Annotated in this window: 24 protein-coding genes and 4 pseudogenes; 15 read left to right on the top strand and 13 right to left on the bottom strand. The window is 69.3% G+C overall.

What is annotated here, in order from left to right:
- Positions 1 to 31 precede the first annotated feature (31 nt).
- Positions 32 to 766, top strand: a complete 735-nt coding sequence (locus tag QFZ64_RS03320) for an SDR family NAD(P)-dependent oxidoreductase (protein ID WP_307062132.1) — start codon at positions 32 to 34, stop codon at positions 764 to 766.
- A gap of 62 nt (positions 767 to 828) precedes the next feature.
- Positions 829 to 1,143: pseudogene (locus QFZ64_RS03325) on the top strand (NADPH-dependent F420 reductase); the annotation flags it as partial.
- A gap of 5 nt (positions 1,144 to 1,148) precedes the next feature.
- On the opposite strand, the gene QFZ64_RS03330 reads toward QFZ64_RS03325, so the two are convergent.
- Positions 1,149 to 1,898: a transposase family protein gene (locus QFZ64_RS03330; RefSeq protein WP_307061152.1), complete on the bottom strand. Its 750-nt coding sequence runs from the start codon at positions 1,896 to 1,898 to the stop codon at positions 1,149 to 1,151.
- Positions 1,899 to 2,027: 129 nt separating this feature from the next.
- On the opposite strand from QFZ64_RS03330, the pseudogene QFZ64_RS03335 reads away from it, so the two are divergent.
- A pseudogene (locus QFZ64_RS03335) lies at positions 2,028 to 2,339 on the top strand (NADPH-dependent F420 reductase); the annotation flags it as partial.
- 76 nt (positions 2,340 to 2,415) lie between these two features.
- Here the strand turns inward: QFZ64_RS03335 and QFZ64_RS03340 are convergent.
- A complete protein-coding gene (locus QFZ64_RS03340) occupies positions 2,416 to 2,853 on the bottom strand; it encodes a helix-turn-helix domain-containing protein (protein ID WP_307062134.1) in 438 nt (145 codons plus the stop codon).
- A gap of 98 nt (positions 2,854 to 2,951) precedes the next feature.
- Between QFZ64_RS03340 and QFZ64_RS03345 the strand changes: the two genes are divergently transcribed.
- Positions 2,952 to 3,701 (top strand): glucose 1-dehydrogenase, encoded by a 750-nt coding sequence (locus QFZ64_RS03345; protein WP_307062136.1) that lies wholly within the window; start codon positions 2,952 to 2,954, stop codon positions 3,699 to 3,701.
- A gap of 143 nt (positions 3,702 to 3,844) precedes the next feature.
- Here the strand turns inward: QFZ64_RS03345 and QFZ64_RS03350 are convergent, their stop codons facing one another.
- The 3 genes from QFZ64_RS03350 to QFZ64_RS03360 form a co-directional block, all read right to left on the bottom strand.
- On the bottom strand, positions 3,845 to 4,672 hold the full coding sequence (locus QFZ64_RS03350) for an alpha/beta fold hydrolase (protein WP_307062138.1): 828 nt from the start codon (positions 4,670 to 4,672) through the stop codon (positions 3,845 to 3,847).
- 587 nt (positions 4,673 to 5,259) lie between these two features.
- Complete coding sequence (locus QFZ64_RS03355) at positions 5,260 to 6,009, bottom strand: SDR family oxidoreductase (RefSeq protein ID WP_307062140.1); 750 nt, start codon at positions 6,007 to 6,009, stop codon at positions 5,260 to 5,262.
- 156 nt (positions 6,010 to 6,165) lie between these two features.
- Positions 6,166 to 7,062, bottom strand: a complete 897-nt coding sequence (locus tag QFZ64_RS03360) for an AraC family transcriptional regulator (protein ID WP_307062141.1) — start codon at positions 7,060 to 7,062, stop codon at positions 6,166 to 6,168.
- A gap of 144 nt (positions 7,063 to 7,206) precedes the next feature.
- Here QFZ64_RS03360 and QFZ64_RS03365 point away from each other — a divergent pair, with 144 nt between their 5' ends.
- Both QFZ64_RS03365 and QFZ64_RS03370 read left to right on the top strand, forming a co-directional pair.
- Positions 7,207 to 7,494 (top strand): antibiotic biosynthesis monooxygenase, encoded by a 288-nt coding sequence (locus QFZ64_RS03365; RefSeq protein WP_307062143.1) that lies wholly within the window; start codon positions 7,207 to 7,209, stop codon positions 7,492 to 7,494.
- A 145-nt stretch (positions 7,495 to 7,639) separates the two neighbouring features.
- On the top strand, positions 7,640 to 8,629 hold the full coding sequence (locus QFZ64_RS03370) for an alpha/beta hydrolase (RefSeq protein WP_307062145.1): 990 nt from the start codon (positions 7,640 to 7,642) through the stop codon (positions 8,627 to 8,629).
- Between the two features lie 135 nt (positions 8,630 to 8,764).
- On the opposite strand, the pseudogene QFZ64_RS03375 reads toward QFZ64_RS03370, so the two are convergent.
- Both QFZ64_RS03375 and QFZ64_RS03380 read right to left on the bottom strand, forming a co-directional pair.
- Positions 8,765 to 9,988, bottom strand: a pseudogene (locus QFZ64_RS03375) (cytochrome P450).
- A gap of 115 nt (positions 9,989 to 10,103) precedes the next feature.
- Positions 10,104 to 10,970: a helix-turn-helix transcriptional regulator gene (locus QFZ64_RS03380; protein WP_307062147.1), complete on the bottom strand. Its 867-nt coding sequence runs from the start codon at positions 10,968 to 10,970 to the stop codon at positions 10,104 to 10,106.
- Between the two features lie 114 nt (positions 10,971 to 11,084).
- Between QFZ64_RS03380 and QFZ64_RS03385 the strand changes: the two genes are divergently transcribed.
- The 5 genes from QFZ64_RS03385 (at position 11,085) to QFZ64_RS03405 (ending at position 15,217) form a co-directional block, all read left to right on the top strand.
- The gene (locus QFZ64_RS03385) at positions 11,085 to 11,783 is read left to right on the top strand and encodes an SDR family NAD(P)-dependent oxidoreductase (protein ID WP_307062149.1); all 699 of its coding nucleotides are present in this window, start codon (positions 11,085 to 11,087) and stop codon (positions 11,781 to 11,783) included.
- Positions 11,784 to 11,901: 118 nt separating this feature from the next.
- Complete coding sequence (locus QFZ64_RS03390) at positions 11,902 to 12,351, top strand: hypothetical protein (RefSeq protein ID WP_307062151.1); 450 nt, start codon at positions 11,902 to 11,904, stop codon at positions 12,349 to 12,351.
- 70 nt (positions 12,352 to 12,421) lie between these two features.
- Positions 12,422 to 13,330, top strand: coding sequence for an RNA polymerase sigma factor SigJ (gene sigJ, locus QFZ64_RS03395; protein ID WP_307062152.1), 909 nt, complete (start codon positions 12,422 to 12,424; stop codon positions 13,328 to 13,330).
- Positions 13,331 to 13,468: 138 nt separating this feature from the next.
- Positions 13,469 to 14,698 carry a S9 family peptidase gene (locus QFZ64_RS03400; protein WP_307071552.1) on the top strand — a complete coding sequence of 410 codons (1,230 nt, stop codon included), beginning with the start codon at positions 13,469 to 13,471 and terminating at the stop codon, positions 14,696 to 14,698.
- A 123-nt stretch (positions 14,699 to 14,821) separates the two neighbouring features.
- A complete protein-coding gene (locus QFZ64_RS03405; protein ID WP_373430539.1) occupies positions 14,822 to 15,217 on the top strand; it encodes a cupin domain-containing protein in 396 nt (131 codons plus the stop codon).
- A 127-nt stretch (positions 15,218 to 15,344) separates the two neighbouring features.
- On the opposite strand, the gene QFZ64_RS03410 is transcribed toward QFZ64_RS03405, so the two are convergent.
- Together QFZ64_RS03410 and QFZ64_RS03415 are read right to left on the bottom strand one after the other, a co-directional pair.
- Complete coding sequence (locus QFZ64_RS03410; RefSeq protein ID WP_307062155.1) at positions 15,345 to 16,172, bottom strand: NAD(P)-dependent oxidoreductase; 828 nt, start codon at positions 16,170 to 16,172, stop codon at positions 15,345 to 15,347.
- A 109-nt stretch (positions 16,173 to 16,281) separates the two neighbouring features.
- A complete protein-coding gene (locus tag QFZ64_RS03415; RefSeq protein ID WP_307062156.1) occupies positions 16,282 to 17,031 on the bottom strand; it encodes an SDR family oxidoreductase in 750 nt (249 codons plus the stop codon).
- A gap of 173 nt (positions 17,032 to 17,204) precedes the next feature.
- Here QFZ64_RS03415 and sigJ (QFZ64_RS03420) point away from each other — a divergent pair, with 173 nt between their 5' ends.
- From sigJ (QFZ64_RS03420) to QFZ64_RS03430, 3 genes are all read left to right on the top strand, one after another.
- A complete protein-coding gene (sigJ, locus tag QFZ64_RS03420) occupies positions 17,205 to 18,110 on the top strand; it encodes an RNA polymerase sigma factor SigJ (RefSeq protein WP_307062158.1) in 906 nt (301 codons plus the stop codon).
- 138 nt (positions 18,111 to 18,248) lie between these two features.
- Positions 18,249 to 18,461 (top strand): hypothetical protein, encoded by a 213-nt coding sequence (locus tag QFZ64_RS03425; RefSeq protein ID WP_307062159.1) that lies wholly within the window; start codon positions 18,249 to 18,251, stop codon positions 18,459 to 18,461.
- 428 nt (positions 18,462 to 18,889) lie between these two features.
- A complete protein-coding gene (locus tag QFZ64_RS03430; RefSeq protein ID WP_307062160.1) occupies positions 18,890 to 20,629 on the top strand; it encodes an MOSC and FAD-binding oxidoreductase domain-containing protein in 1,740 nt (579 codons plus the stop codon).
- Positions 20,630 to 20,855: 226 nt separating this feature from the next.
- Here QFZ64_RS03430 and QFZ64_RS03435 read toward each other — a convergent pair whose 3' ends face one another.
- Positions 20,856 to 21,323, bottom strand: a complete 468-nt coding sequence (locus QFZ64_RS03435; protein ID WP_307062162.1) for a VOC family protein — start codon at positions 21,321 to 21,323, stop codon at positions 20,856 to 20,858.
- Positions 21,324 to 21,427: 104 nt separating this feature from the next.
- Positions 21,428 to 22,810: a carboxypeptidase regulatory-like domain-containing protein gene (locus QFZ64_RS03440; RefSeq protein WP_307062164.1), complete on the bottom strand. Its 1,383-nt coding sequence runs from the start codon at positions 22,808 to 22,810 to the stop codon at positions 21,428 to 21,430.
- A gap of 235 nt (positions 22,811 to 23,045) precedes the next feature.
- On the opposite strand from QFZ64_RS03440, the gene QFZ64_RS03445 reads away from it, so the two are divergent.
- Positions 23,046 to 23,615: a TetR/AcrR family transcriptional regulator gene (locus tag QFZ64_RS03445; protein WP_307062166.1), complete on the top strand. Its 570-nt coding sequence runs from the start codon at positions 23,046 to 23,048 to the stop codon at positions 23,613 to 23,615.
- A 292-nt stretch (positions 23,616 to 23,907) separates the two neighbouring features.
- On the opposite strand, the pseudogene QFZ64_RS03450 reads toward QFZ64_RS03445, so the two are convergent.
- Positions 23,908 to 24,301, bottom strand: a pseudogene (locus tag QFZ64_RS03450) (cytochrome b N-terminal domain-containing protein); the annotation flags it as partial.
- 241 nt (positions 24,302 to 24,542) lie between these two features.
- On the bottom strand, positions 24,543 to 25,172 hold the full coding sequence (locus QFZ64_RS03455) for a DUF5134 domain-containing protein (RefSeq protein ID WP_307062168.1): 630 nt from the start codon (positions 25,170 to 25,172) through the stop codon (positions 24,543 to 24,545).
- Positions 25,173 to 25,287 lie beyond the last annotated feature (115 nt).

The following is a 25,287-nucleotide window of genomic DNA, read 5'->3' on the forward strand; positions in this document are numbered from 1 at the left end:
TTCGGACACCTCTCGATTCATTGGAGTGATCATGGGAAAGCTCGACGGCAAGGTCGCGGTCGTCACCGGCGCGTCCACCGGCATGGCACTGGCCGGCGCCAAGCTCTTCGTGGAGGAAGGAGCGCACGTCTTCATCCAGGCCCGGCGGCAGGAGGCGCTGGACGACGCCGTCGCACTGATCGGCCGCAACGTCACCGCCGTGCAGGGTGACGCGTCCGTACTGAAGGACCTGGACCGCCTGTACGACACCGTCAAGCGGGAGAAGGGCTCGATCGATGTGCTGTGGGCCAGCGCCGGGGCGGGCGAGCCCGCCCCCCTCGGCGAGATCACCGAGGAGCAGTTCCACCGCGCCTTCTGGCTCAACGCGCGCGGCACCCTGTTCACCGTGCAGAAGGCACTGCCGCTGTTCAACGACAACGGTTCGATCCTGATGACCGGGTCGAACGCCTCCCTCGGCGCCTTCCCCGGCTGGAGCCTCTACGCGGGGAGCAAGGCCGTCCAGCAGGCCTGGGCCCGCGTCTGGCTCAACGAACTGCGCGACCGCAACATCCGGGTCAACGTCCTGACACCCGGCCAGGTCGCCACCGCCAAGCAGGAAGAACTGTTCGACGAGGCGACCAGGACCGCGTTCGAGTCCCTCATCCCCCGCGGGAAGATGGGCCGCCCCGAGGAGATCGCCACCGTCGCCCTCTTCCTCGCTTCCGACGACTCCAGCTACGTCAACGGCCTCGAACTGGTCAGCGACGGCGGCACCACCGCCATCTGACCCACGGGCGCCCACCGGACGAGGCGGGACCAACGCCTCCAGCGCAGGAAGAGAGACACCTCATGAGCAGCATCACTCTCCTCGGTACGGGAAACATGGCCCGCGCCCTCGGCACACTCGCGGTGGCGGGCGGCAACACCGTCGAGGTCGTGGGACGCGATCAGTCCAAGGCCGAAGGCCTGGCCAAGGCTCTGGGCGGCGGCGCGACGACGGGAGAGTGGGGCGCCGTTCCGGCCGGGGACATCGTCATCACGGCCCTGTTGTACGACGGCGTCGTTCCGGTCGTCACCGAGTACGCAGACGCCCTCGCCGGGAAAGTCGTCGTCGACATCAGCAACCCGTTCAACGCCGCGTTCGACGGACTCGCACACAGTGAGCATTTTCAGCGTTGCTTCTCCAGGGTGAGGACGGCCTTGGTGATGACGCTCATGCGGTTGGGACTGATGCGGGATCTGCGGAAGATCTGCCAGGACTTCAGCCGTGCCATGCCACGTTCAACAGGTGCCCTGGCCGCAGACAGGGCCCGGTTGCTGGTCCGCTCGGTGAGGGTGAGTTCACCGCCCGGCGGGCGGCGCTTGGCGGTGGTGACCCAGTCGCCCGCACCGATGTAGGCCATGTCAGCAAGGATCGGGACGCCCTGGCGCGCACAGATCCGGAGGATCTGGTGGGTGCGGGCGGCCGTCAGGTCGTGGGTCCGGCCCGGCAGCGCCGGCGAGAGCCACAGAATCTCGCCGGCCGGGTCCGTGACGACCTGCACGTTCACCCCGTGCCGCTTGTGTTTCGAGGAGTAATCGGCCCTGCCGTCGCCGACGCGGTCGCACTCGGCGAGCGTGCCGTCCAGGAGGACGAAGTCCGGGTCGTGCGCGCGCAGCGTCTTCAGCAGGCCCGGTGCCTGCTCGGCGAGCAGACCCGTGACCGCGGTGACGTAGGCGTGGGCGGTACCGACGGATATACCGAAGGCTCCGGCGATACGGGCGAGGGTGTCGTGGCGACGCAGGTACACGAGTGCGACCAGCGCACGGCGGTGCGGCGGGAGTTTGCACCGCCGGTCACCCTCACGGGTGACGATGAGCATCGTGACCGACTCGACCACGGCGTGAGGCAGGTCGAGTACGGCAGGATACGGAACCAACAGGGCTCCTGTGCTGCTGAGTTGAGACGTCGAACACCTCCCTCAACGGCACGGGAGCCCTGTCCGTTGCGCACCCCAACCTCACACCACTCCGTCACCCGATCGGTGGCCGTACTGAAAATGCTCAGTGAGCGGACCTCGATCGCGCAGGAAGTAGCCAAGGTGGCCCCGGCCGGCACCGCCGTGGTGAAGGCCTTCAACACCATTTTCCGCAATGTCCTGGAGAGCGGCCGGCCCGACGTCTTCCTCGCCGGCGACAGCGCACAGGCCAAGACGGACGTGGCGAGGTTCGTCGAGAGCCTCGGGCTGCGCCCGCTGGACGTCGGCGGCCTCGGGATGGCGCACTGGCTGGAAGGAATGGGTCTGGTCACAGTGGGCCTCGCCCGCGACGGAGTCGGCCACTGGGACTTCTCGCTCGGCGTCGACGAGTTCACCGACTGAGCTTTCCCTCCCGCCGCGGCCCGCCGATGCCGTGGCCGCGACGTGGCGGTCGTCGTCGATCCGTCGGGCCCTGCCCTCAGCGCCGGCTGTTCGCCACAGCGGGCGCCTCCGGCATGTCGGCGTCGTAGGCGACCTGAGCCGCCTGGATCGTGCTCGTGTGGTGATTGACCCAGAGGACCAGCTCTCGAATGCGCGGGGCGATGTCTCTCCCCAGATCGGTCAAGTCATAGGTGACCTGCACCGGCACGGTAGCGGTGGCGGTGCGGCTGATGAGCCCGTTCCGAGTGAGGGCCCGCAGGGTCTGGGTGAGCATCTTCTCGCTGACGCCGCCGATACGGGCAGTGAGCTGCGCGAAGCGGTGCGGTCGTTCCTGCAGCGCGGTGATCACCAGAGCGGCCCAGCGGCTGGTGATGTCTTTGAAGATCGGCCTGGCCGCACAGTCGGCGGCGGAGACGTCGTGCCGCGAGTGCACCTGCTCCCGGTCGCCGGCAGCCGCCGTCGTGGATCGGTTCATGAGGAAAGAGCTTACTAAAAAGTACGTTCTTCCGACGGCTGGGCCTCCTGCATACCGTTTCCCGGGAAGGCAGTCAGCACCGAAAAAGGAGCGGATGAATGGTCGACCTGGAAGGACGAGTCGCCCTGGTGACCGGAGGCGGCAAGGGCATCGGCCGGGGAATCGCATCCGCGCTCGCCGCCGGCGGTGCGGCGGTCGCGGTCAACTACGCGACCGACCGTACGTCCGCGGATTCCGCCGTGGCCGAGATCATCAAAAACGGCGGAAAAGCCACGCCAGTGGCCGGCGACGTCGGAGATCCTGAGGACGTCGAGCGTATTTTCGCCGAAGCCAATGCCGCTTTCGGCCCCGTCGACATACTGGTGAACAATGCGGCGGTCTATTCTTTCCAACCCCTGGAGGACATCACGCCGAGCGAATTCGATCGGCAGTACCGAACCAACGTGCTCGGCGCATTTCTTACCTGTCAGGCCTTCGTCAAGCAGGTTCCCGGGGACGGCGGGTCGATCGTGAACATCGCGACCTCCGGAATCTCCAGCAACAGTCCGGGATCGGCCCTCCACACCTCCACCAAGGGGGCCGTCACCCAGCTGACCCGAGTCCTGGCCAACGAACTCGGGGCACGGAACATCAGGGTCAACGCCATAGCGGCGGGCGCCACCGACACCGAGGGCTCCCGGGCGGCCGGCCTCATCAACGAGGAGAGCGTCACCGCGGTGAGCCGCATCACGCCCCTGGGCCGTCTCGGGCAGCCGCAAGACATCGGTTCCGCGGTGGCACTCCTCGCCTCCGCGGACGCCGCGTGGATCACCGGAGACGTCGTCTTCGCCTCGGGCGGACTGCGCTGACCCGGACACCCTGCGCCGGCTCCCCACCGGGCACCCACACCCCGACCTGAGCCGACCGGCCCCGGACGCGAAGGGCGCCCGGGGCCGTCGGCCCGGCACGGCCCCGACACGAGGCCGTGATCGAGCGTCCCCCAGTGCGTGTGTCAGTCGCGCGCGAACGCGAGGAGGTCGGCGTTGAACCGCTCGGCGTATTTCGGCACCATGGCCAGGCCGTGCGGTGCGCCCTCGTAGATTCTGTAGTCCACGTCCTTGACCAGCTTGGAACTCTTGTCCCCGGACGCCACGATGGGAACGATCTGATCGTCGTCCCCGTGCACGATGAGCGTGGGCACGTCGATCTTCTTGAGGTCCTCGGTGAGGTCGGTCTCGGAGAAGGCCTTGACGCAGTCGTAGGCGCCCTTGATGCCCACCCCCATGCTCCAGAGCCAGAACTGGTCGCGAGTGCCTTGGGTGACCGTCGAGTCGTCGCGGTTGGCGCCGTAGAACGGACCGCTGAGATCCCGGTAGAACTGGGACCGGTCCGATGCGACGCCGGCGCGGATTCCGTCGAAGACGTCACGCGGCAGGCCCTCGGGGTTGGCCTCCGTCCTGAGCATCAGCGGCGGTATCGCACCGACCAGTACCGCCTTGGCGACCCGCCCCGTACCGTGCCGGCCGATGTAGCGGGTGACCTCGCCTCCGCCGGTGGAGTGGCCGACCAGAATGACGTCCCGCAGGTCGAGGGATTCGATGACTGCCGCGAGGTCGTCGGCGTACTGGTCGAGGTTGTTGCCGTCCCAGGGCTGGCCGGAACGTCCGCCTCCACGCCGGTCGTGGGCAATGGCGCGGAAACCGTTGTCCGCCATCACCTTCATCTGACCGTCCCAGGCGTCGGCGTTCAGGGGCCAGCCGTGGGAGAAGACCACCGGTCGGCCCGATCCCCAGTCCTTGTAGAAGATCTGCGTCTCGTCGTTGGCGGTGACGAAAGGCATGACATCCCCTCTCGTGGTGCGTGAACTCAGCCTGATGACAGCGTTCAGTGCCCCAACCGGATGTCGAGTGCGAAGGCCGGGAAGCCGCAGAAGAGTAAGAGGACGACGGCATGACCAGTGACAAAGGGTGACCGGGAAGAGCACGTCCCGCACGTCACTCTACTGGAGCAACGAGGTCCCGTCTCGTTGAAAGCGCCCCTTCCTGACGGGGCCCCACCCGGCCGCCACACACGCTGACGCAAAAGGTGAATTGCGAGAGAAGCGGACCGGGAACCGCGGCGACGCGCTCAACGACGCACCGTCGGCCGGTCATTCACACAGCGGAATGGAACCAGGGCGCAGGACAGCGGGTATTCCCGGGGTCGATGGAGAGGCTGATGGATGCACGTGACATCGAAGTGGCTGACGTGCGGCGACACTGCGGCGGGCGACAGAGCCGGACCCACGGCGAGGACCCTCTCCACGTCCACGTGGACGACGACCCTCTCCACGTCCACGTGGGCATGGAGCAGACCATGGACAGGGGTGGACAGTCCTGAAGGACCGATCTCACGGAGCACGTGCGGAGCCAGTCCTCCACCGGCCGGTCACTTCGCCTGGGCGAGCAGGACCGCGTCGGGGCCGGCCGGGAAGCGGAGCTGGCCGGTCGTGTCGTGCGCGGCTCGCCAGACCGTCTCGGCGACGTCGCTCTCCTTGGTGAACAGAACCTGGCCCGTGAAGTCGGCCATGGCCTCCTTCGCCCATAGTGCGTAGGGCGCCGGGATCAACTCGTCCGGCGCGGCGCCCTTCGTCGCGTTGGCTGCGAAGTTCGTGGTCAGGCAGGCGCCGGGCTCGACCGTCTTCGCTCCCACGCCGAAGGGCGCGAGTTCGAGTGCGAGGGACGCGGTGAACCCTTCGACGGCCATCTTGCTGGCCTTGTAGACAGCTGAGAGCGGCATGTGGCCCAGCACCACACTGGAGGTCACGTTGACCACCACGCCGGAGCCGCGCTCGCGGAACTGGGGCAGCACCGCCTGTGTCGTCGCCATCACGCCGAAGGTGTTGGTGTCGAAGACTTCCCGCACGCGGGACATGGGGGTTCCCTCGAACACTCCGAACGAGGGAATGCCCGCGTTGTTGACCAGGACGTCGACAGGACCGGCCGTCTCGAACGCGGCGACGATGGTCTCGGGCTCGGTGACGTCGAGCGGGATGACACGCAGTCGGTCCGACTCGGGCAGGATGCCGGCACGCGGAGTGCGCATCGTGGCGATGACGTTCCATCCCTGGGAGTGGAAGTGGAGGGCGGTCTCCCGCCCATATCCGGATGACGCACCGGTGATCAGGACTGTCTTCATGCTGGGATCCTCGCGAGATGGTGGGATCCGCGGTGGGCCAGGCTCTTTCCCGCCCCGCGGAGAACTACTGATCCCATTGAATCGCGCTGACCTGCGCAAACAGTAGAACGATCCTCGCTTCCCCTTGCACGATCCTCCTCCGTGAGGTTCTTCCGCTCAGGGCAGGACGCCCACCGGAGCGTCGCGGAGACGAATCGCGTCCCGGCTGGGGGGTGCGCCGAACTGGCGGCGGTACTCGCGGCTGAACTGCGACGGGTTGTCGTAGCCGACACGGTGGCCCACCCCGGTGACGTCACCGGGGTGGGTGGCGAGCAACAGCCGCGCTTCCTGGAGCCGGATCTGTTTCTGGAACTGGATGGGGCTCATCGCAGTCACCGCCTGGAAGTTGCGGTAGAAGGCGGAGACGCTCATGCCGGACAGGCGCGCCACGTCCTCGACCCGGAAGGGTTCCGCGTAGTGTTCGCGGATCCAGCGCACAGCCCGCGAGACATGGCTGAGGCCGCTGTCGGCGAGGCCGAGTTGACGCACCGTCGCACCCTGCTCGCCGGTGATCAGCCGCCATAGGATCTCGCGTACGACCAATGGGGCCAGTACGGCGCGGTCGCGGGGCTCGTCGAGAAGGCGCAGCAGGCGGACCGCCGCGTCGAGCAGCGCGGGCGGGGCGTCGCTGACGGCGATGCCCGACGGAGTGCCCGCGCCGGCGCGGGGAATGTCGCCGGGACCGGCCCGCAGCAACAGTTCGGCGACGGCGGAGGGTTCCAGCGCGAGTCCGAAGCCGAGGGCCGGCCGCTCGGGGGCGGCCTGGGTGAACTGCCCGGTGACGGGCAGATCGACGGAGGCGACCAGGTACTGCCCGGCGCCGTATGTGAAGACCCGATCGCCCAGCGCGAGGCGTTTGGCGCCCTGGGCGATGACCGCGAGCACCGTCCCTGTCATGGCGGGTGCCGGCGGATCCGGCCGGTCGACCTTCGAGATCAGAACGCCGTCGATGGCCGTGGTCCAGTCCGTGCGGGCATGTCGGGCCAGCAGGGTGCGGAGTTCTTCGAGGCACATGCGTCCATTGCAGCACCCTCGGTTGTCCCGGCTCGCGCGGCCGGGAGGATTGTGCAAGGGGCAGCGAGCATCGTTCTAACGTTTCCGCAGGTCAGGGCAGTTGAATGGAATCACTTCATTCCACCGACACAGGAGAAGACTTCCGTGATTGCCACGCACGGCTTCCACGCCACCCTGACCGCCAGGCTTGGAATGGGCGACCGACTGGTCGAGCTGCTGCTGACCGGCCTGGACGAGGGCGGCCCCGCCGCGAGCGAACACTGCGTCGTCCACCTCGTCTCCCGCTCCGCGTCCGCCCCCGACGTCGTCCACATCATCGAGGGCTGGACCAGCGAGGAGGACCACCACCGCGTCTTCGCCGGCGCGGCCGCCCAGGCCGTCGTGGCCGGGATCGACGGACCGCCGGCCGAGGAGCTCCAGTACAGCGACTAGATCCCGGTCCACGGCAGGGCCGTCTTCTGAACCCCGGATCCCCCGCCCGTCGACCCGACGGCCCGCAGGCCCGTCGACGCCTGCCGAATCAGCCCCCTCCCCTGTCCCACCGTCCGGCACCGCCCGGCGACGAAAGGCAACGACCGTGACCACATCCCGCCCCGCCCTGGACCCCGAACTCCGTGAGCTTCTGGCCGACATACCGCTGATGCCCCAGCTCGACGCAGAGGGTCTCGCCCGACTCCGCCAGTTCCCTGCGACGCCCGTCGACTCCCTCCTCGCGCACCGGCAGGTCGAGCGGCGCGAGATCACCGTGCCCGCCAAGGACGGCACCGCGATCCCCCTGTCGGTTCTCAGCCCCACGCGCACCGATCGCACCGACGCCGCACCCTGTGTCTACTGGATGCACGGCGGCGGGATGGTCATGGGCGACCGTTTCTCGCAGCTCGACATCCCCCTGGAGTGGCTCGACGAGTGCGGCGCGGTCGTCGTCTCCGTGGACTACCGGCTCGCGCCGGAGGCCACCGGCACCACACCGGTCGACGACTGCTACCAGGGACTGCTCTGGGTCGCCGAACACTCCGCCGAACTCGGCATCGACCCGGCCCGGATCGTCGTCGCCGGGGCCAGCGCGGGCGGTGGCCTCGCCGCCGGCGTCACCCTGCTGGCCCGCGATCTCGGTACTCCGGCGATCGCCGCGCAGATACTGATCTGTCCCATGCTCGACCACCGGAACACGAGCACCTCCAGCCACCAGTACACCGGCGAGCCCGGCGTCTGGACCCGCCAGATGAACGAGTTCGGATGGCTGGCCGTCCTCGGCGACCTCACCGGCGACGAGGTGCCGGCCTACGTCTCCCCCGCACTGGCCGACGATCTCTCGGGCCTGCCGACCACCTACATCGACACCGGCTCCGCCGAAGTGTTCCGCGACGAGGACGCCGAGTACGCCGGCCGCATCTGGGCGGCCGGCGGCCAGGCCGAACTCCACGTCTGGGCGGGCGGCTTCCACGGGTTCGACGCGTTGTGTCCGCAGGCCACCATCTCGGCCACGGCGCGTCGGACCCGCACCGACTGGCTCGCCCGACTCCTGCCCTCGAACGGCGCCGCCGCCTGGACAGCGCTCAGTACGTGAACGGCGCCTCCAAGGGCGGCAGCGGGGCAGGGGCAGGCCACGCCCCGGTCGGGCCGGCCCGGCCCGACCGGATGGGCCCGGATCTGGGCGCACCTGGGCGGACCTGGGGAGTTCACCGGAGGACGGGGTGCCCGCCTAGAGCGCCGGCTGTTGCGACCCGGGCCGCACGGGCAGGGTGACGAGGCCGCGCGAGCGCATGGACGCGCGGTGCCGCAGGTCCTGCGGAGGGCAGGCGAGTGTCAGGTCCGGGAAGCGGTCGAAGAGCGCGGTGAGTGCGACCGACGTCTCCATGCGGGCGAGCGGGGCGCCGAGGCAGTAGTGAATGCCGTGGCCCAGGGCGAGGTGCCCGGTGGCGTCGCGGGTGAGGTCGAGCCGGTCGGGCTCGGGAAAGCGGCGCGGGTCCCGGTGGGCGGCGGCAAGGGACAGCAGCACCGTCTCCCCCGCGGGCACGGTGACACCACCGATGGCGACGTCCTCCACGGGGAAACGCCGGACGGCCAGCGGCATCGGGCCGTCTTAGCGGGCGAGTTCCTCCACCGCCCCGTCCAGCAGAGCCGGATCCGCTCGCAGTGCGGCCAGTTGCGCGGGGTGGGCGAGCAGCGCGGCGACGGCGTTGCCGATCAGGTGGACGGTGTTCTCGTATCCGGCGACGAGGATGAGGAAGGCCAAGGACATCAACTCGTCCTCGCTGAGGCGGTCCTCCTCGTCGCGTACGGCGATGAGTGCGGACAGCAGGTCGTCGCCCGGGTGCCTTCGCCTGTCCGCGACGAGGCCGGTGAAGAAGGCCAGCAGACGGCCGACGGCGTCGCGGGCCCGGGCCGGCCGTGTGGGGTCGGGTGCCATCAGCGCGTCGGTCCAGGCGCGGAAGTCGTACCGGTTGTCCCCCGGGATGCGCAGGAGGTCACAGATGACGGTGATCGGCAGAGGGGCGGCGTAGGCGGCGATCAGGTCGAACTCCTCGTCGCCGGCGCAGGCGTCGAGGAGGAGTTCCGCGGTACGCCGGACGGGCTCGCGAAGCTCCTCGATGTGCCGGGGGGTGAACGCCCGGGAGACCAGCCTGCGGATCCGCGTGTGGTCGGGAGGGTCCATGTTCAGCAGGTTGGCGTCCAGCGCGGGCGGCAGGGCCATCCCGCGGTAGCCGCCGGGCGGGGCGTGGCGTTTGTCCAGGGACAGGCGCCGGTCGCCGAGGGCCTGCCGCACATCGTCGTAGCGGGTGACCAGCCAGGCGGGAAGACCGTCGGTGCCGGTGATGCGGTGCACCGGCCCTTCCTCACGGAGGCGGCCGTAGACGGCGTAGGGATCGTCGAACAGCGCTGCGGGGTCAATGCCGCCCGTGGCAGGGGAAGTTGTCTCGCTCATGGGATCAGCCAACCAGATCGCGCCTGCCCGGCCCCGCACGACAGCCAGGCACGGATGCCGTGCCGTGCCGAGCCGGTTGGTCACTGGTCAGTGACCAACGATCAGTGACCAGTGATCAGTGGTGCGTGGTGGCCGGTGGGCCGGCGATGGTGGTCAGTCGGAGCTTGGTCTCGTCCTCGCTGCCGGGTACGGCAGTCATGATCACGATCTTGAGTTCGCAGTCGCCGTCGGTCAGGGTGTCGCAGTCGACAGTGACAGGTCCGACCGAGGGATGGTCGATCGTCTTGTGGTCCTCGCGGTGCGAGGCCACCTCTCCGGTCGCCCACAGCTCGGCGAACTCGCTGTTGCCGGCGATCAGTTCGCGGATCAGGGCGGCAAGGCGCGGGTCGTGGGGGAAGCGGCCGGTGGCGCGGCGCAGGTCCGAGACGACGGCGGCGTCGGTGGCGTGCCGGTCCGACTCGGTCACCGGCCACAGTGCGAGGCGGGCGGGGCTGCCGTCGACCGGGAATCTGTCCCGGGCGAAATTGCGCAGGCGCGGCGGCGAGGCGGAGGGGTCGCCGAGAAGTGCGGCCCAACCGCGGTTCCACCAGAGCAACCGCCAGTCGGCGGCGAAGACGGCGACCGCGACGTCTCCGAGCCGGGCGAGGACCCGCTGCACACCGGGCGGGAGATGATCGGGGACCGTTCCGTGCGCCGGCGGGACCAGGTCCGCCAGCCGGTACAGGTGGTCCCGCTCGGCGGTGGACAGTTGCAGGGCGCGCGCCAGGGATGCCACCACGCTCGCCGAGGGTGTGGTGGCGCGTCCCTGTTCCAGACGCACGATGTAGTCGACCGACATCCCCGCGAGGTCGGCCAGTTCCTCGCGCCGCAGCCCGGCCGCGCGGCGCCCTCGTGCCGTCGGCAGTCCGGCGGCCGACGGGGGCAGCCGGTCGCGCCACGTGCGGATCATCGCGCCCAGTCCGCTTCCTGGTCTTGCCGTCATGTTCCTCATTCTCCCGCGTTCATGGTCGTCGGGGCGGGCGCGAGGGTGGTACTGCCCTTCCTACCGTCGAAGTCTCCCTGGCCCGCGCTTCCCGGCCGCAGGAGGATCGAACGCATGACGATCACTTTCATCACCGGAGCCAACAAGGGTCTCGGACGCGAGACCGCCCGCCGCCTGATCGAGTGCGGTCACACCGTGCTCGTGGGAGCCCGCGACCACGAGCAGGGCGAGGAGGCCGCCGCGGCGCTCGGCGCACGGTACGTTCCCATCGACGTGAGGGACGACGCGTCCGTGGCCGCCGCGGCCGCGGACGTCGCCGAGCACGAGGGCAGGATCGACGTCCTGATCAACAACGCCGGTGTGCACGGCGCCGCCGGCGATCCCAGCGGTCTCACCGCCGCCGACGCCCTCGCCGTCTACGACGTCAACCTTGTCGGCGTCATCCGCACCACCACCGCGTTCCTGCCGCTGCTGCGCCGCTCCGACGATCCTGTGATCGTCAACGTGAGCAGCGGCATGGGGTCCCTCGCCCTCACCCACGACCCCGACCGGCCCGAGTCGCACGTCGTCGCACCGCTGTACACGTCCTCGAAGGCGGCGCTGACGATGCTGACCACGCAGTACGCCAAGGCGCTCGGGGACATTCGCGTCAATGCCGCCGACCCCGGCTACACCGCGACCGACCTCAACGGCCACAGCGGCCCCCAGTCCGTCACCGAAGGCACGGACGCGATCGTGGCACTCGCCACCGAGGGGCCCGGCGCCGGATCCGGGCGCTTCGTCTCCCGCCACGGCGAGATGGCCTGGTCCTGAACCCGTACGGCCCGTACGGCCCGAGCCGTCCGGGCCGTACGCCAAGTCGGTGAATGCCCGGTGACGTCGCACCACGATCGGACCTCACGTATCGGATCTCTGTCCTGTCGTAGTGGGTATGACTCTCACATCTCGCCGTGCACTGCTGGCTCTGCTTGCCCTCGTCGGCCTCTACACCGGAGGCTGGGCCTATGCCGCGCCGAAGAACTGGTATGCGAACTTCCCGGGCCTCGGGTTCAGTTGGCTGCCGCAGCTCGGCCCGTACAACATGCATCTCGCCAAGGACACCGGCGCCATGTTCCTCGCGCTGGCGGTCCTGGCCCTGATCACCATCGGCTACGCACGTCACACGATGGTCGTCCAGATCACCGCTTCGACCTGGCTCGTCTTCAACGTGCTCCACTGCGCCTTCCACATGCAGCACCTGCACGTTTACGGCACCACCGACAAGGTCCTCAACGTCGTGTCCCTCTGCCTCCTGGTGCTCGTCACCGCTGCCCTGTTCATTCCGGAACGGCGACGCGGCACGCGCCCTGCTCCGACCCACGCCACCACATCACGCGGCTGATGGTGAAAGCCGCCGTGATCAAACCCTGCGATCGGGTCGCGGTCAGCGCCCGCCGACTGTCACCGGACATATGAGCATCTCCACAGCCACAGCCCCAGCCACCGACGCCGCCACCGACGCCACGGCGTTCGAGCAGCACCGGGGGATGCTCCTGGGCGTCGCCTATCGCATGCTGGGCAGTTTCGCCGACGCCGAGGACGTGGTGCAGGAGGCCTGGCTGCGCTGGTCGGCGGATGACCGGTCGGACGTCGAGGCGCCCCGCCGGTTCCTGGTCACGGTGGTCACCCGCCTGTCGATCGACCGCATGCGACTGGCCTACCGGCAGCGGGAGACCCAGGTCGGCCCGTGGCTGCCCGAACCGGTGCTCACCGACGAGGGGCGTCCGCTGGGCCCTGCCGAGACCGCCGCGCAGCGTGAAACGCTGTCGCTCGCCATGCTGAGGCTGTTGCAACGGCTCTCGGCACCCGAGCGTGCGGTGTTCGTCCTCCGCGAGGCCTTCGACCTGCCGTACGAGGAGATCGGCGGCATCCTGGGGCTGGGCGAGGCACATGCCCGCCAGCTGTACCGCCGTGGCTCCGCTCGTGTTGCCGGTGGCCATGACCGCTTCACCACCGCCCCGGGCAAACATCGTGAACTGGTGGAGAAGTTCCTGGCCGCGGCCCGTACCGGGGACCGGGCGACGTTGGAAGGGCTGCTGGCCCAGGACGTGACGCTGTGGAGCGACAGCGGCGGCAAGGTCAGTGCGGCACTGCGACCGGTGCACGGTGCCGGGCGCGTGGCCCGGCTGCTGATCGGAACGATCGCCAAGCAGTCCTCCGTCGATTTCCGGATCGCCGAGTTCAACGGACAGAGCGGACTGCAGGTCCGCCTCGGAGCGCGGTGGCAGGTCTGTGCGTTCGAGATCGCCGACGACCGCGTCACCGGCGTGCAGTGGATGGCGAACCCGGACAAGCTCGCACTGCTCACACCGAAGGACTGAGCAGTCTCTGTGTCCGTCGTCACGGCTCGGACTGTCACGCGGGACGCGGTCCCTCCCGTCATCAAGGCGACGGCGGAAAAGGAAACCGGCCCGCTTTCCGCGGGCCGGTGTGATCCCAGGAGAGTCTCCGTGCAACGCATGAAGCCCCGCAATCTCACGCTCGGCGTGATGGCGACCACGGCCGCGGCCCTTGCTGTGGGGGTGCCACTGTCCCTGCACACCGGCGACGACACCCCGGTCGCGGTGACACGCACGGCCACCACGACGCGAGTGAGCCCGGTGACGGGACCGGAAGGCGCCGGACGGCTCGAGTCGGCCGAGCCCCTCGCCCACCTGGACCCGGCGCTGGCGTCGGTGGCCGGACGCGCCGACCGCATCCTGTATCACTCACGGTCCCTGAAGGGGGACGACATCACGGTCAGCGGTGCTGTGCTCACACCGAAGGGCAAGGCACCGAAGGGCGGCTGGCCGGTGGTGTCATGGGCGCACGGCTCCAGCGGCATCGGCGACCGCTGTGCACCGTCCACCACACCCGACGCGGCCGGCAGGATCGACCTGTACGGATACGGTGCCTTCCTCGCCGAGCTGCTCAAGGCCGGTTACGCGGTCGCCGCGACCGACTACGAGGGCCTGGGCACGGCCGGGGAGCACCCCTACATCGTGGCCGACAGCGAGGGCCGCAGTGTCATCGACGCCGCCCGCGCCGCCATCCAGGCCGACCCCACACTGTCGAGGTCGGTCACTTTCGTCGGGCACTCCCAGGGCGGCCAGGCCGCCATCGCGGCCGGTGAGCTCGCCAGGACGTGGGGCCGGGGCCTGGACTTCCGGGGCACGGTCGGGCTGGCTCCGGTGACCAATGTCGGGGTGGCCTACTCCTACGGCACCCCCGGCCCGGTGGACCGGGGTTTCTATCTGCTGGCCCTGCACGGCTTGAAGAGCGTGCATCCCGAGCTTCGGTACGACCGGTTCCTCGGGCGCCAGGCGCTCGCGATGATGCCGCGGGTCGAGAAGGACTGCACCGCGAAGATCTGGAAGGACTTCTCCGCCGACTTCGGCGACAAGCTGAACGACTACCAGTTCGCCCCGCAGTCCCCGGAGGCCGCGCTGAAGATGCAGAGCTGGCTCGACGAGCAGAGTGTGCCTCGCGAGAAGACCTCGAAGCCCATGCTGCTGCTTCAGGGCGACCACGACCCGTCCATCAGGATCGCGGTGACCGAGCAGGCGGTGCGCAACGCCCGCGGGGGCGGTGTCCCCGTCGAGTTCCGGCTGTACCCGGGCAAGGACCACTACTCGGTGCTCACCCCGCGCAGCGCGGGCGGCGCGGCCACCGACGTCGTCGACTGGCTGAACCACCACAGCAAGCACTGACCGGGACACAGAACTCGCACTGCCTCGGTCCACCACCCCGTCGCTGCCCTCCTCACATACCGAGGGCGGCGACGGTCATACAGGGAGACGGACGAATTCGTCGTCCCGAAAGGAGTATCGGACATGGTCGACCCCGCACCTGTCATGCAGCTGTTGGATCAAGCCCACGTCGAGAACGGTCTCGGCCCTTCTCATGTCATGACCGTCAGCATCGCGCTCGAGCCCGGATCGGCCGGATCGCCCCCGCACCGGCACTCCGGACCGGTCTTCGGCTATCTCGTCGAAGGTGAACTCGTCTTCGAGCTCGAAGGTGAGCCGGAGCGCGTCATCCGTGCGGGAGAGGCGTTCTGGGAGCCCGGTGGTGACGTCATCCACTATCAGGCCGCCAATAATCTCCCCGATGCCCGGACGACGTTCATCGCGGTGATGGTCTGCACCCCGGGGAAGGACATGCTGACCTACGTCAGCGCCGAGGAGCTCGTGGAGCGCGCCCACCTGCGCCACCCCCGGCCCGCGTGACAGTACGCGCGGCATGAGTCCGCGCGTCGTAAAGGGGCGGGAACACGGCTCGATGTCGTGTTCCCGCCCCTTTGCCATCAGTGCGTAAGGTGATCGGCCGACCGGCGGCCGCACTGAAGCACTGGACTCAGCTCCGGCGCGGGAACCCCTCGCGCCAGGACTCGTACTGCGGAACCCAACCGACCGCGCGGGCCTTGGCGTTGGACGCTCCGCGTCCCCTCTGCGCCCCCTCCGGCAACTCGGCGACCCCCGGTGCGGGTGCGCCCAGGCCGGAGGCGTAGACGGGCAGCCACTCGGTGGCCGGGGCCGGCTCGTCGTCGACGATGTTGTAGGCGCCGTCGGGCCAGTCGATCGCCTCCACCGTCGCGGCGACCACGTCGTCGATGTGGACGAACGACGTGATCGCCGCAGTGGCCGTCATCAGACCGGCGGCGACCGCGTTGGCCATCCGTGCGCCGGGGGCGTACCACGTGTCGGGCCCGTAGAGCATGCCGTAGCGGAGTACGGTCGCGTGCGGCATCCGGCGCACCGAGCCCTCCATGGCTTCCACGGCCGAGTCCGGCGCGATCGGCTCGTCCTCGGTGGCGGGGGTGTCGCCGGCGTCGTACGCCCAGGCGATGCTCTGCACCATCATGCGGTCCACACCCGCGGCCTCCGCGGCGGCGACGAGGTTCGCCGTCCCCGCCCGGCGGAGACGCGCGTTGGCCTCGGTGTCGAAGTCACTCAGGTCGGTCAGTTCGTGCAGGACGAGTGCGGGGCGGGCCTCCTTCACGACCGCCGCCAGGCGCGGGGCGTCGTAGACGTCGACGACGACGCCTCGGGCTCCGCGCTCGCGCAGATGGTCCAGATTCTCGGCGCGGCGGGTCGTCGCGACGATGTCGTGGCCCGCCTTCGCCAGCGCCGGTATGAGTCTGCTTCCTATGACGCCGGATCCACCGGCGAGAAAGACGCGCATGGTCACCCTTCTGCGTGCTGTGCTGCGTTCTTGCCTGTCATGTGCTGCCTTCGAGTGCGTTGTGGGCCCTCGGCACCGTGCCGAAGCGGCGTGAAGGACCCTGGGCAGGTCAGCCGAGCTGCTCGGACAGCCACTCGTCGAAGGTCTGCCGGCCGAGGCGCGCGCCGGGTCCCGGAAGCAGCGACCCGTCCCGCATACCGCGACCCCAGGCACCAGGGATCGACACCTCGACGACAGGTCGGCGCTGTCCGGTTGCCGCCAGGTAGCGCCGGACCAGGTCCGCCATCCGTTCCTCACGCGGTCCGGCGAGGTCGGGCCCGAGGCCGCGGGGCTCGCCCGCGGCGATGGTGACGAGCTCGGCCGCGACCTCCGCTGCCGCCACCGGCTGCGCTCGCATGCTCGGCACCACTTGCAGCGGGCCGACCTTGCCGTGCCCGACGAGTTGCTTGGCGAACTCGTGGAACTGGGCCGTCCTCAGGAGCGACCAGCCACCCTCATGGGCCGCGGTGAGGATCTTCTCCTGGGCCGCCTTGCCCGCGTAGTAGTTCGCGTCGACCTTCGCGGCGCCGATGATCGAGACTGCCACGTGGTGCGGCACGCCCGCGGCACGTTCCGCGGCCAGCAGATTGCGGGTGACGGTGCTGAAGAAGTCGGTGGACTTCTTCGCCGAGGTGCTGCTGGTCGCCGAGGCGTCGACGACGGCCGACGCCCCGCGCAGGGCCTCCGCGAGGCCGGAGCCGGTCATCAGGTCGATGCCGGAGCCCCGGCTGATGGAGACGGGCTCGTGTCCCGCGGCGCGCACCGCGTCCACGACGCGGCTGCCCAGCATGCCGGTCGCGCCGGCCACAGCGATCTTCACCGTGCCACCGCCGTGTCCTCGATGCGGGCGGGGGCCGGCAGGAGCAGGGTGGGTCGATATCCGTTGTTCATACCCCCATGACCTCGTAGGAGACCCGAATGTGAGGTTGAGGCCTCACAATGCGCCCGGCTACGCGGTCGGGTGTTCGGGTGTTCGGGTGGCTGAAGGAGAACATGATGGAACCGGATGAGCATGACGCACTGCATGCGGAGGTACTCGGCGAGCGACGCTATCTGGTCTCGCTCGCGTTCCGCATGCTCGGAACCGTCGCCGAGGCGGAGGACGCGGTGCAGGAGACATACGTCCGCTGGTATCGGCTCACCGAGGAGGAGCGCGAGGCGATCGAGGTCCCCCGGGCGTGGCTGACGCGTGTGGCTGGCCGGGTCTGTCTCAACGTCCTGGCCTCGGCACGCCGACGGCACGAAAGCTATGTCGGCCCGTGGCTCCCGGAGCCGGTCCCCGCCCATGCCTTCCCGGCGTCGCCGCCCGCCGCCGAGGACCCCTTCGAGCACGTCAGCCTCGATGAATCGGTGAGCACGGCCCTGCTCGTCGTGCTGGAGTCGATGACACCCGCCGAGCGCATCGCGTTCGTCCTCCACGACATCTTCGCGATGCCGTTCGACGAGATCGCCGACGTGGTCGGACGCACGCCGGCCGCGTGCCGCCAGCTCGCCACCTCGGCCCGCCGCAGGGTGCGACAGAGCCGCGCCCGGCGGGCCTCCCGCGCGGAGCACGACGAGATCGTCAGGGCATTCGCCGCCGCCGCCCGCACCGGCCGGCTCGCCGACCTCATCACCGTCCTCGACCCGAAGGTCGTTCTGCGCTCCGACGGGGGCGGCGTGGTGACAGCGGCGCGGAACCCCGTCGTCGGAGCGGAGAAGGTCGCCCGGTTCCTCCTCGGAGCACTCGGCAAGAACCCGGGAGTCACGGTCCTGGAGCAGGAGACACCCGACGGGCTCGGATTCGCGATGTGGGACGAGGGACGGATCGTCGGCGTCGTCACCCTGGAAGAGGCTGCCGGGGCCGTGACCGACATCCGGATGATGATGAACCCGCACAAGCTGACCCTGTGGAACTGACCCCGGCCCCAGCCCGCCGGGGCCGTGTCCGGGACGGAGAACCGACACTCCCGCAGCGGGACGGCAAGCACCCAGGAATGACTCCTGGCCGACTGGGAACGCGAACTACACGATTTCGACGCCCAGTTGGAGGCAGACATGAGGGACCACACATGGCGGATCGTCCCCACGAGCCGGGGCATGAGCGTTCTCTATCTGATCATCGGCGTCGTACTGGCCGTCAACGCCGCATATCAACTGCGAAGCGACGTGGCTGTGTTGCCCGTCATCTCCGGCCTCGCTGCTCTGGCCCTCGTGGTCACCGCTGTCGCGGGTCTGACCCGTCCTGGCTCACACACGCGAACACACTGACGAGGCCGCGCCGTCAGGAGGCGGGTGTCACATCCGCCATCACTCCGCGGGACGAAAAGGGCGGGGGGCGGCCGGCGCATCACCTACTGAGAACATACGAAGGGATGCGTGGATGTGGATGCCTTCATGGCACGCGGATCGGGACTGAAAACCCGTACACCCGGACCGACGCCTGGCCCGGTCACATCCCTGCCGCCCACAGTGGCCCGATGAGGTGAGCACCAGGCACCACGGCCGGGCGCCTCGTAGGATGAACGATGCGGGCTTGTCGTTCCGCTGGATCGAGCGTAACGATTGCAGTAGGCCTGGGCGGCTCCTGTGTCCACCCACGTATGTGTCGACCGTCCCAGGGGCCCGGTCCGGACGGTGCGCGAAAGATACCGACAGGGGACGCACACATGGCCACACTGATCGCAGTGAATGTGGGCATGCCTCAGGACGTACCGTGGAGAGGCCGCATCACTCATACGGGCGTCTGGAAACGTCCCGTGACCGGGCCACGGACGGTGCGTCGCCTCAACGTCGACGGAGACGGTCAGGGCGACCTGAAGGGGCACGGGGGACCTCACAGGGCCGTCCTCGTCTACCAGTTGGACTCGTACCGCTACTGGCAAGAACACCTCGAGCGTGACGACTTCGTCCACGGTCAGTTCGGTGAGAACTTCACCGTCGAGGGCCTGCCGGACGACGAGGTGTGCATCGGGGACCAGTACCGCATCGGCGAAGCACTGTTCGAAGTCACCCAGCCCCGCGTCACCTGTTATCGGGTGGGTCTGCGGATGAACGAACCACAGATGCCCGCCCTTCTGGTGGCTCACGGACGCCCGGGCTTCTATCTCAAGGTCCTCACCGAGGGAGTGGTCGAAGCCGGCGACGAGATCGTCAGGACACGCACGGGTCCGGAAGCCATGACCGTGCGGGAGATCGACGCGCTCCTCTACACGTCCGCACACCCGCGTGCCCAGCTCGAGCGTGCCCTGCGCATCCCTGCGCTGAGCCCCGGCTGGAAGCAGTCCATGCGGTCCCTCCTCGACGACCGCGACACCGGCATGAGTGCCGGGAACAGCGGACTGACCGGGGTGTCGGGGACGCCGCCGCCAGCCTGGCAGGGCTTCCGTCCACTCGAGGTCACTCGGATCACCGTGGAAAGCGCCAGTGTCTTCTCGCTGACCCTCCGAGCGCAGGACGACAGCCCTCTCCCGCCGGCCCTTCCGGGGCAGTTCGTGACCGTTCGCATGCGCCCCGACCCACAGGGATCCCCGGTCATCCGCAGCTACTCCCTGTCCGGCACGCCCGGGGCCGGCACCTACCGGATCAGTGTCAAACAGGAAACAAACGGAGCCGGAAGTGGCTACCTTCGCCGGCACGTAGCGCTTCACGACACTCTCGAAGTCGCCGCCCCACGAGGCAGCTTCGTCCTCAGGACCACCCCCGGCCCAGTGGTGCTCATCTCGGCCGGCGTAGGGGCGACTCCCGTCCTTGCCATGCTTCGCCACCTGGCGGCCACGAAAGACGCGCGACCCGTGTGGTGGATCCACGGAGCACGCAACGGCAGCGAGCATCCTTTCGGGCAAGAGGTCCGCACCCTGCTCGCCGAGCTGCCGGCAAGCCACTGCCACATCGCCTACAGCAGGCCACGCGATGTCGATGCGCGAGGATCCGACTACCAAAGCGTCGGCAGAGTCACTCCCGCGCTACTGAGTTCGTTGGGGCTGCCGGCGGAGGCGGAGACCTACATCTGCGGGCCGGTCACCTTCATGGACGGTCTGACGTCCGCGCTGGCCGCCGACGGTGCCGACCCTTCCAAGGTCCACACGGAGATCTTCGGTTCCGCGGGCTCGATCACTCCGGGCATCGCGCCCACGGAAGCTCCTGCTCCCCACATGCCCACTGTCCTTCCCGGACCCCCCACCGGCCCCTCGGTCACCTTCACCCGTAGCAACATCACGGTGCCGTGGAACGCCGGCTACGGCACGCTCCTCGAGCTCGCAGAAGCCTGCGACGTTCCTGTCCGTTGGTCCTGCCGCAGCGGCGTCTGCCACACCTGCCAGACAGCCCTCGTATCGGGCCAGGTCGACTACGATCTCGATCTTGTCGATCCCCCGCCGGGCGGCAGCGTCCTCATCTGCTGCTCGCAGCCGACAGCCGACATCCTTCTCGACCTTTGACCTTTGCCCTTTGACCTTTGACAGGGACGGCTCGGGCCGACATGGCGGACCCGGTCCTGGCCGACGAAGTCACGGCGCGGAACGCCGACCGGGGCTGCGGCTTCTACACGTACGTCCGCATGTCGGCGAAGCGCGGCTCAAGCCGTTGATCGCCCGGCGTGGCGTCACCCCCGGGCCTGTGCCCCAGCCTTGATCGGCTGCACCACCAAGCGGGACACTGACCAGGTCAGGAGATCCTGGACTCTTCGGGCGTGGTCGCATGAACCCCGGCGAGCAGACCGGTGGACTGGCCCACCTCGATGAGGTAGCCGTCGGGGTCGCGGAAGTAGCAGCGCAGCTCGGAGCCCCGGTCGACGGGTCCGGTGAGGAAGTCGGCACCGTTCGCGGCGGCATGCGCGCAGAAGGCGGCGATGTCGGCCACTCGCACATTGAGGAATCCGGAGACACGCTCACCACTTCGCGGGGCCTCGAGTGTGACGCCAGGCTTGTCGGGGGTGGGACCGCCGCCGGGGTTCATGATGATCCAGGTGTTGGCGACCTTGACGATCGCCGGGTTCTCCTCCATCACGACCTCGCCGCCGAAGACGTCGGCGTAGAAGCGCCGGGACACCGCGACGTCGCGCACCGTCAGGAAGTGTGTGAGAAGCAGGCCCTGTTGAGGAGCGGGGAGAGCGTCACCGTTGTGAAGTGTCATGGTCCGTCGTCCTTTCTTGGGCCCGTGCGGCCGAAGACCTGACCGGGCAGGCTCCCGGTCCGTGACACCGGGGCCCGCGTGCACGACGCCCGGCCTCCGTACGGTCAGTGCTGCGACAGCGCCTGGAAGGACGCCCAGGGGGTGTGGCCGTGCAGGGTGAAATCGGCCCGGACGGCCGCGCCGGGCTGCATCAGCTTCTGGTGCACCACGGGGTGGCGGCCGGGGTGGGAGACGACGAGCATGAGGTGCCCCTCGGGCAGGCCGGTCACGGCGTATTCCCCCTGCGTGTTCGTCGTGGTCCGCACCAGCTGCCGGCCGCGGCCGTCCATGACGGTGACGACGGCATGACGGACGGGTTGCCGCTCGTCGTCACGGACGGTGCCCTCCAGCATGGGCAGCGGCTCGCCGAAGTGGTGGTGAGGGCGGACCGGAAGCGCGGTCGGTGCGGGAATCTCCACGGACGGATCCTCGGCCGGGGGCTCCGGAACGTCCTGCTGCTCCTCCTCCGCGTTCTCCGTGAGGTGCTCGCGCCGATGCCGCCACGCGTCGAGTGCCAGCAGGGTTACACCCGCGGCGATCCACGCGCAGAGCACGAGGACCGGTCTGAGCACTTCCGCGCCGTCGAAGTACAGCAGCCCTCTGAGGGCGTCCACCGCGTTGCCCAACGGCATCACGGCGTGCAGGTCCTGGAAGAACGTCGGCAGCAGTGGGACGGGAGCCACTCCACTGGTGGGGACGCTCAGCACGATGAACAGACCCATCCCCACGAGGGGGAAGAACTTCCGCGTGAAAGGCGCGACACCGGCGGAGAATGTGCCGACCGCCATGGTGAGCAGGAAACCGATCGCCATCGCCGAGGGGTCGTCGGGGAGGTAGTCCAGCCATCTGCCGACGAGATAGCCCACCGCGCCGAAGAACGCGGCGACGCCCGCGATCGTGATCACCTTCCGGCGGCGGTCGAAGGTCACCACCCGCAGCAGGGTGGTGGCGAGGATGTAGCCGGGGACGCTCCAGGCGACGCCGAGGTAGACCAGGGTGGTGCCGTTGCGATCCTTGCTCACTGTGGGTGCCACGTCAGTGATCGTGAGCTTGTGGTGGTCGCGCGCCGCCAGCTCGGTGAAGTCCTGGGCCAGCGCCTGTTCCAGCGATGTCCCGTTGGCCTGAGCCACGTACAGCACGGGGTGCCCGCTCTCGGCGGCGTAGCCCGCCACGGCGTCCCGCCGGAGCACCGCCCTGCGGGCCTCCCCCGCGTTCGCCACGGCCGTGACGTCGAACCCGCCGGGATGCGCCTTCCGCAGGGCGCCGCCGATCACGCGTTCCGTCCCGGGGTGGGCGACCACGACCCTGGCGTCGTGCGGCCGGGGCGCGTGGAAGGCCGACGTGAAGCAGAACAGGAGGCCGAGGAAAAGGATCGTCGGGAACATCAGGGTTTCGGCCAGCGTCCTGAGCAGGGACGTGCCGTCGGCGCGCACCTCACGGTGTCTCACAGGACCGCCCCCCGCACGCCGAGCGCCCGTGCGCGACCACATCCTGGCCGGTGAACGACCGGTACACGCCCTGTGGCTCCGCGCTCCGTGACCGCCCTGCGTGGTGCAGCCCGCTCCATGAGACCCCTTCGTCCTTCGCACGCGACCGTCCCCGGTGTGCTCGCCTGGTTAATGTACCGATCGGCACAACAATACTTCGCGGACTCTATGCGTACCGACCGGTACAGTCAAAGTCATGGCTCGTCCGGTCAATGTCGAAAAGCGCGCCGCGTTGCTGCGGCAGGTCGTGACGCATCTGCAACGTCATGGGCTCGCCCAGATGTCGCTGAGTCCGCTCGCCGAATCCCTCGGCACCACCAAGCGAATGCTTCTGTACTACTTCGGCAGTCGCGAGAACCTGCTGGCGCAGGCGCTGCTCGCCAACCGGCCCGACGCGCAGGCGATGTTCGACGACGTCCACGACGAGGTGGCCCTGCGCCGGGCCGCCCACGCGCTGTGGGAGGCGATGACAGTGGGGGAACAGGCCGGACCGGTCCGCATGCTGCTGCAGCTGCTGAGCCTGGCCGCCACCGACCCGGAGCAGTACGGCGCGCTGGCCTCCGACACCGTCGAGGTCATGATCGGCCCGATCGCCGCCGCCTGCGTCCGGCTGGGCCACCCGCCGGAGCAGGCCCGGGCCGCGGCCACACTGCTCGTCTCCGGCCTGCGCGGTCTGTGCCAGGACCGCCTGGTGACCCATGACGTCGCCCGTACCGACGCGGCGGCCGACCGCCTCATCGACGCGGCCACCGCGGCGTTCGGCTGACCCGGCACGCCGACCGCTGCACCGGCTCGGACGAGTGACCGGCCGAGGGACTGTTCGAGGTCCTCGACGTGTCCGACCCCGGGCCGAGCCGCTCGTGGGGTTGTTGTGCTCCCCCGCGTGCAGAGGTCGGCATGAGTGGCAACGAGCCGGCGCGGTTGCGTGACCGGCGTCGCGAGTGTGCTGCGCCCGGCGGACGGCCTCGCGGCTGGAGGCGGGGCACAGCGCCTTACTGGTGCCGCGCGGTGACGTCGGCATCAGGAAGTCGGCTCTGCCGGACCGCCTGGTGGCGCGCGTAGCCGACGGCCTTGACGGCGTACACCCGGAACGGGATCACCGACGACGTTGGTTCGGGTACGGCCCGGCCCGGGATATTGAGCGTGCCGGTGGCGTACGGCCAGGGTCAGGTGGCCGACGAGCGAAGCGATCACCAGCGCGGGGACGATCAGGATGTGGAGGGTGTCGAAACGGGCGACCAGGTCCTCGCCCGGGAACTCGCCGCCGAAGAGGAAGAAGGACACGTACGTCCCGACGATCGGGATCGGGATCGGGATCGGGATCGGGAGGATCGTGCCGTTCACGACCTGCGGACCGGTTCCGGACAGCAGGTCGTCGGGCAGGTCGTAACCGGTCAGGCCGCCGAACATGGCCAGGACGAGCAGCAGGAACCCGAACACCCAGTTCAGCCGAGCCTCTCCCCCGTCCGCTCCTGCCCCGGCTCGGCCGGCCGGCTGTCGTTGCCCCTCTCTTCACCCTTCATTTCCGCGTCGCCGAAGCTCGAGCTCGCTGGGTCCGATGGCGCCGCAGAACCGACTCGTCCACGGCTGTACTGTTCCGGCACGATTCGTGAACCGCTTTTGATGCGCGGCAGAACTTTCGATGCCCGGCAACGCTTTCGTCGGCCCCTGCGACAGTCGCTGTGGCAGTCGGTCAGTGAGGCACGAGCAGCATCAGGGCCGTCCCCAGCGCCGTCGCTCCGTCGCGGACGTGACCGTAGGGATTCGTGGCGGCGGCGCGGCGTGCGGCGTCCGGGGCGGACCGCAGTGAGGGCATGGGGCGGGTCAAGGACCGTATGGCGCAGGCCAGGAGGTACACCGTCAGCAGCCCGGTGACCCAGGCGGCCGGCACCGGTACCCCGGTGGCGTGGCCGGGAGTCGTGGTGCCGTGCGCGGCCGGGGCTGCCGCCAAGGTCTCGTGGGGCGGCATCCCCGCGCCGTGGTGCGTGCGCGACATCCAGGCCATCGCGACCATGCCGACTGCGTGCGGCAGCCGGCCGACGATGTCCGTCACTCTGTTCGCCGAGTGATGGCGGAGGGCGGTCAGCGGGAACCACAGTGCGGCGAGCATGAGAACAACCGTCGCGACCCGGCCGGACAGCGGTCGGCCGAGGCTCCAGGGCATGGCCGCCATGGTCACGGACATGGCGGAGTGCAGGAGGTGGTCCACCCGGTCACGGCGTCCGGCCTTCGGCCACCGGACGCAGTGCCACAGCGCCTGCACTGCGGCGAGGGCGAAGAGCACCGTCAGCATGACGTGCACGACATCGACGGGAGTGAGCATGCCGCGGGTCAGACGGCGGGACGCGGAGCCGCGTCACCGTGTCCCTGTCCGCATCCGTGCCCGCGCCCGTATCCGTGTCCGCGCCCGTATCCGTGTCCGCGCCCGTATCCGTGTC

The sequence above is a fragment of the Streptomyces sp. B3I8 genome (assembly GCF_030816915.1).
GTDB lineage: Bacteria > Actinomycetota > Actinomycetes > Streptomycetales > Streptomycetaceae > Streptomyces.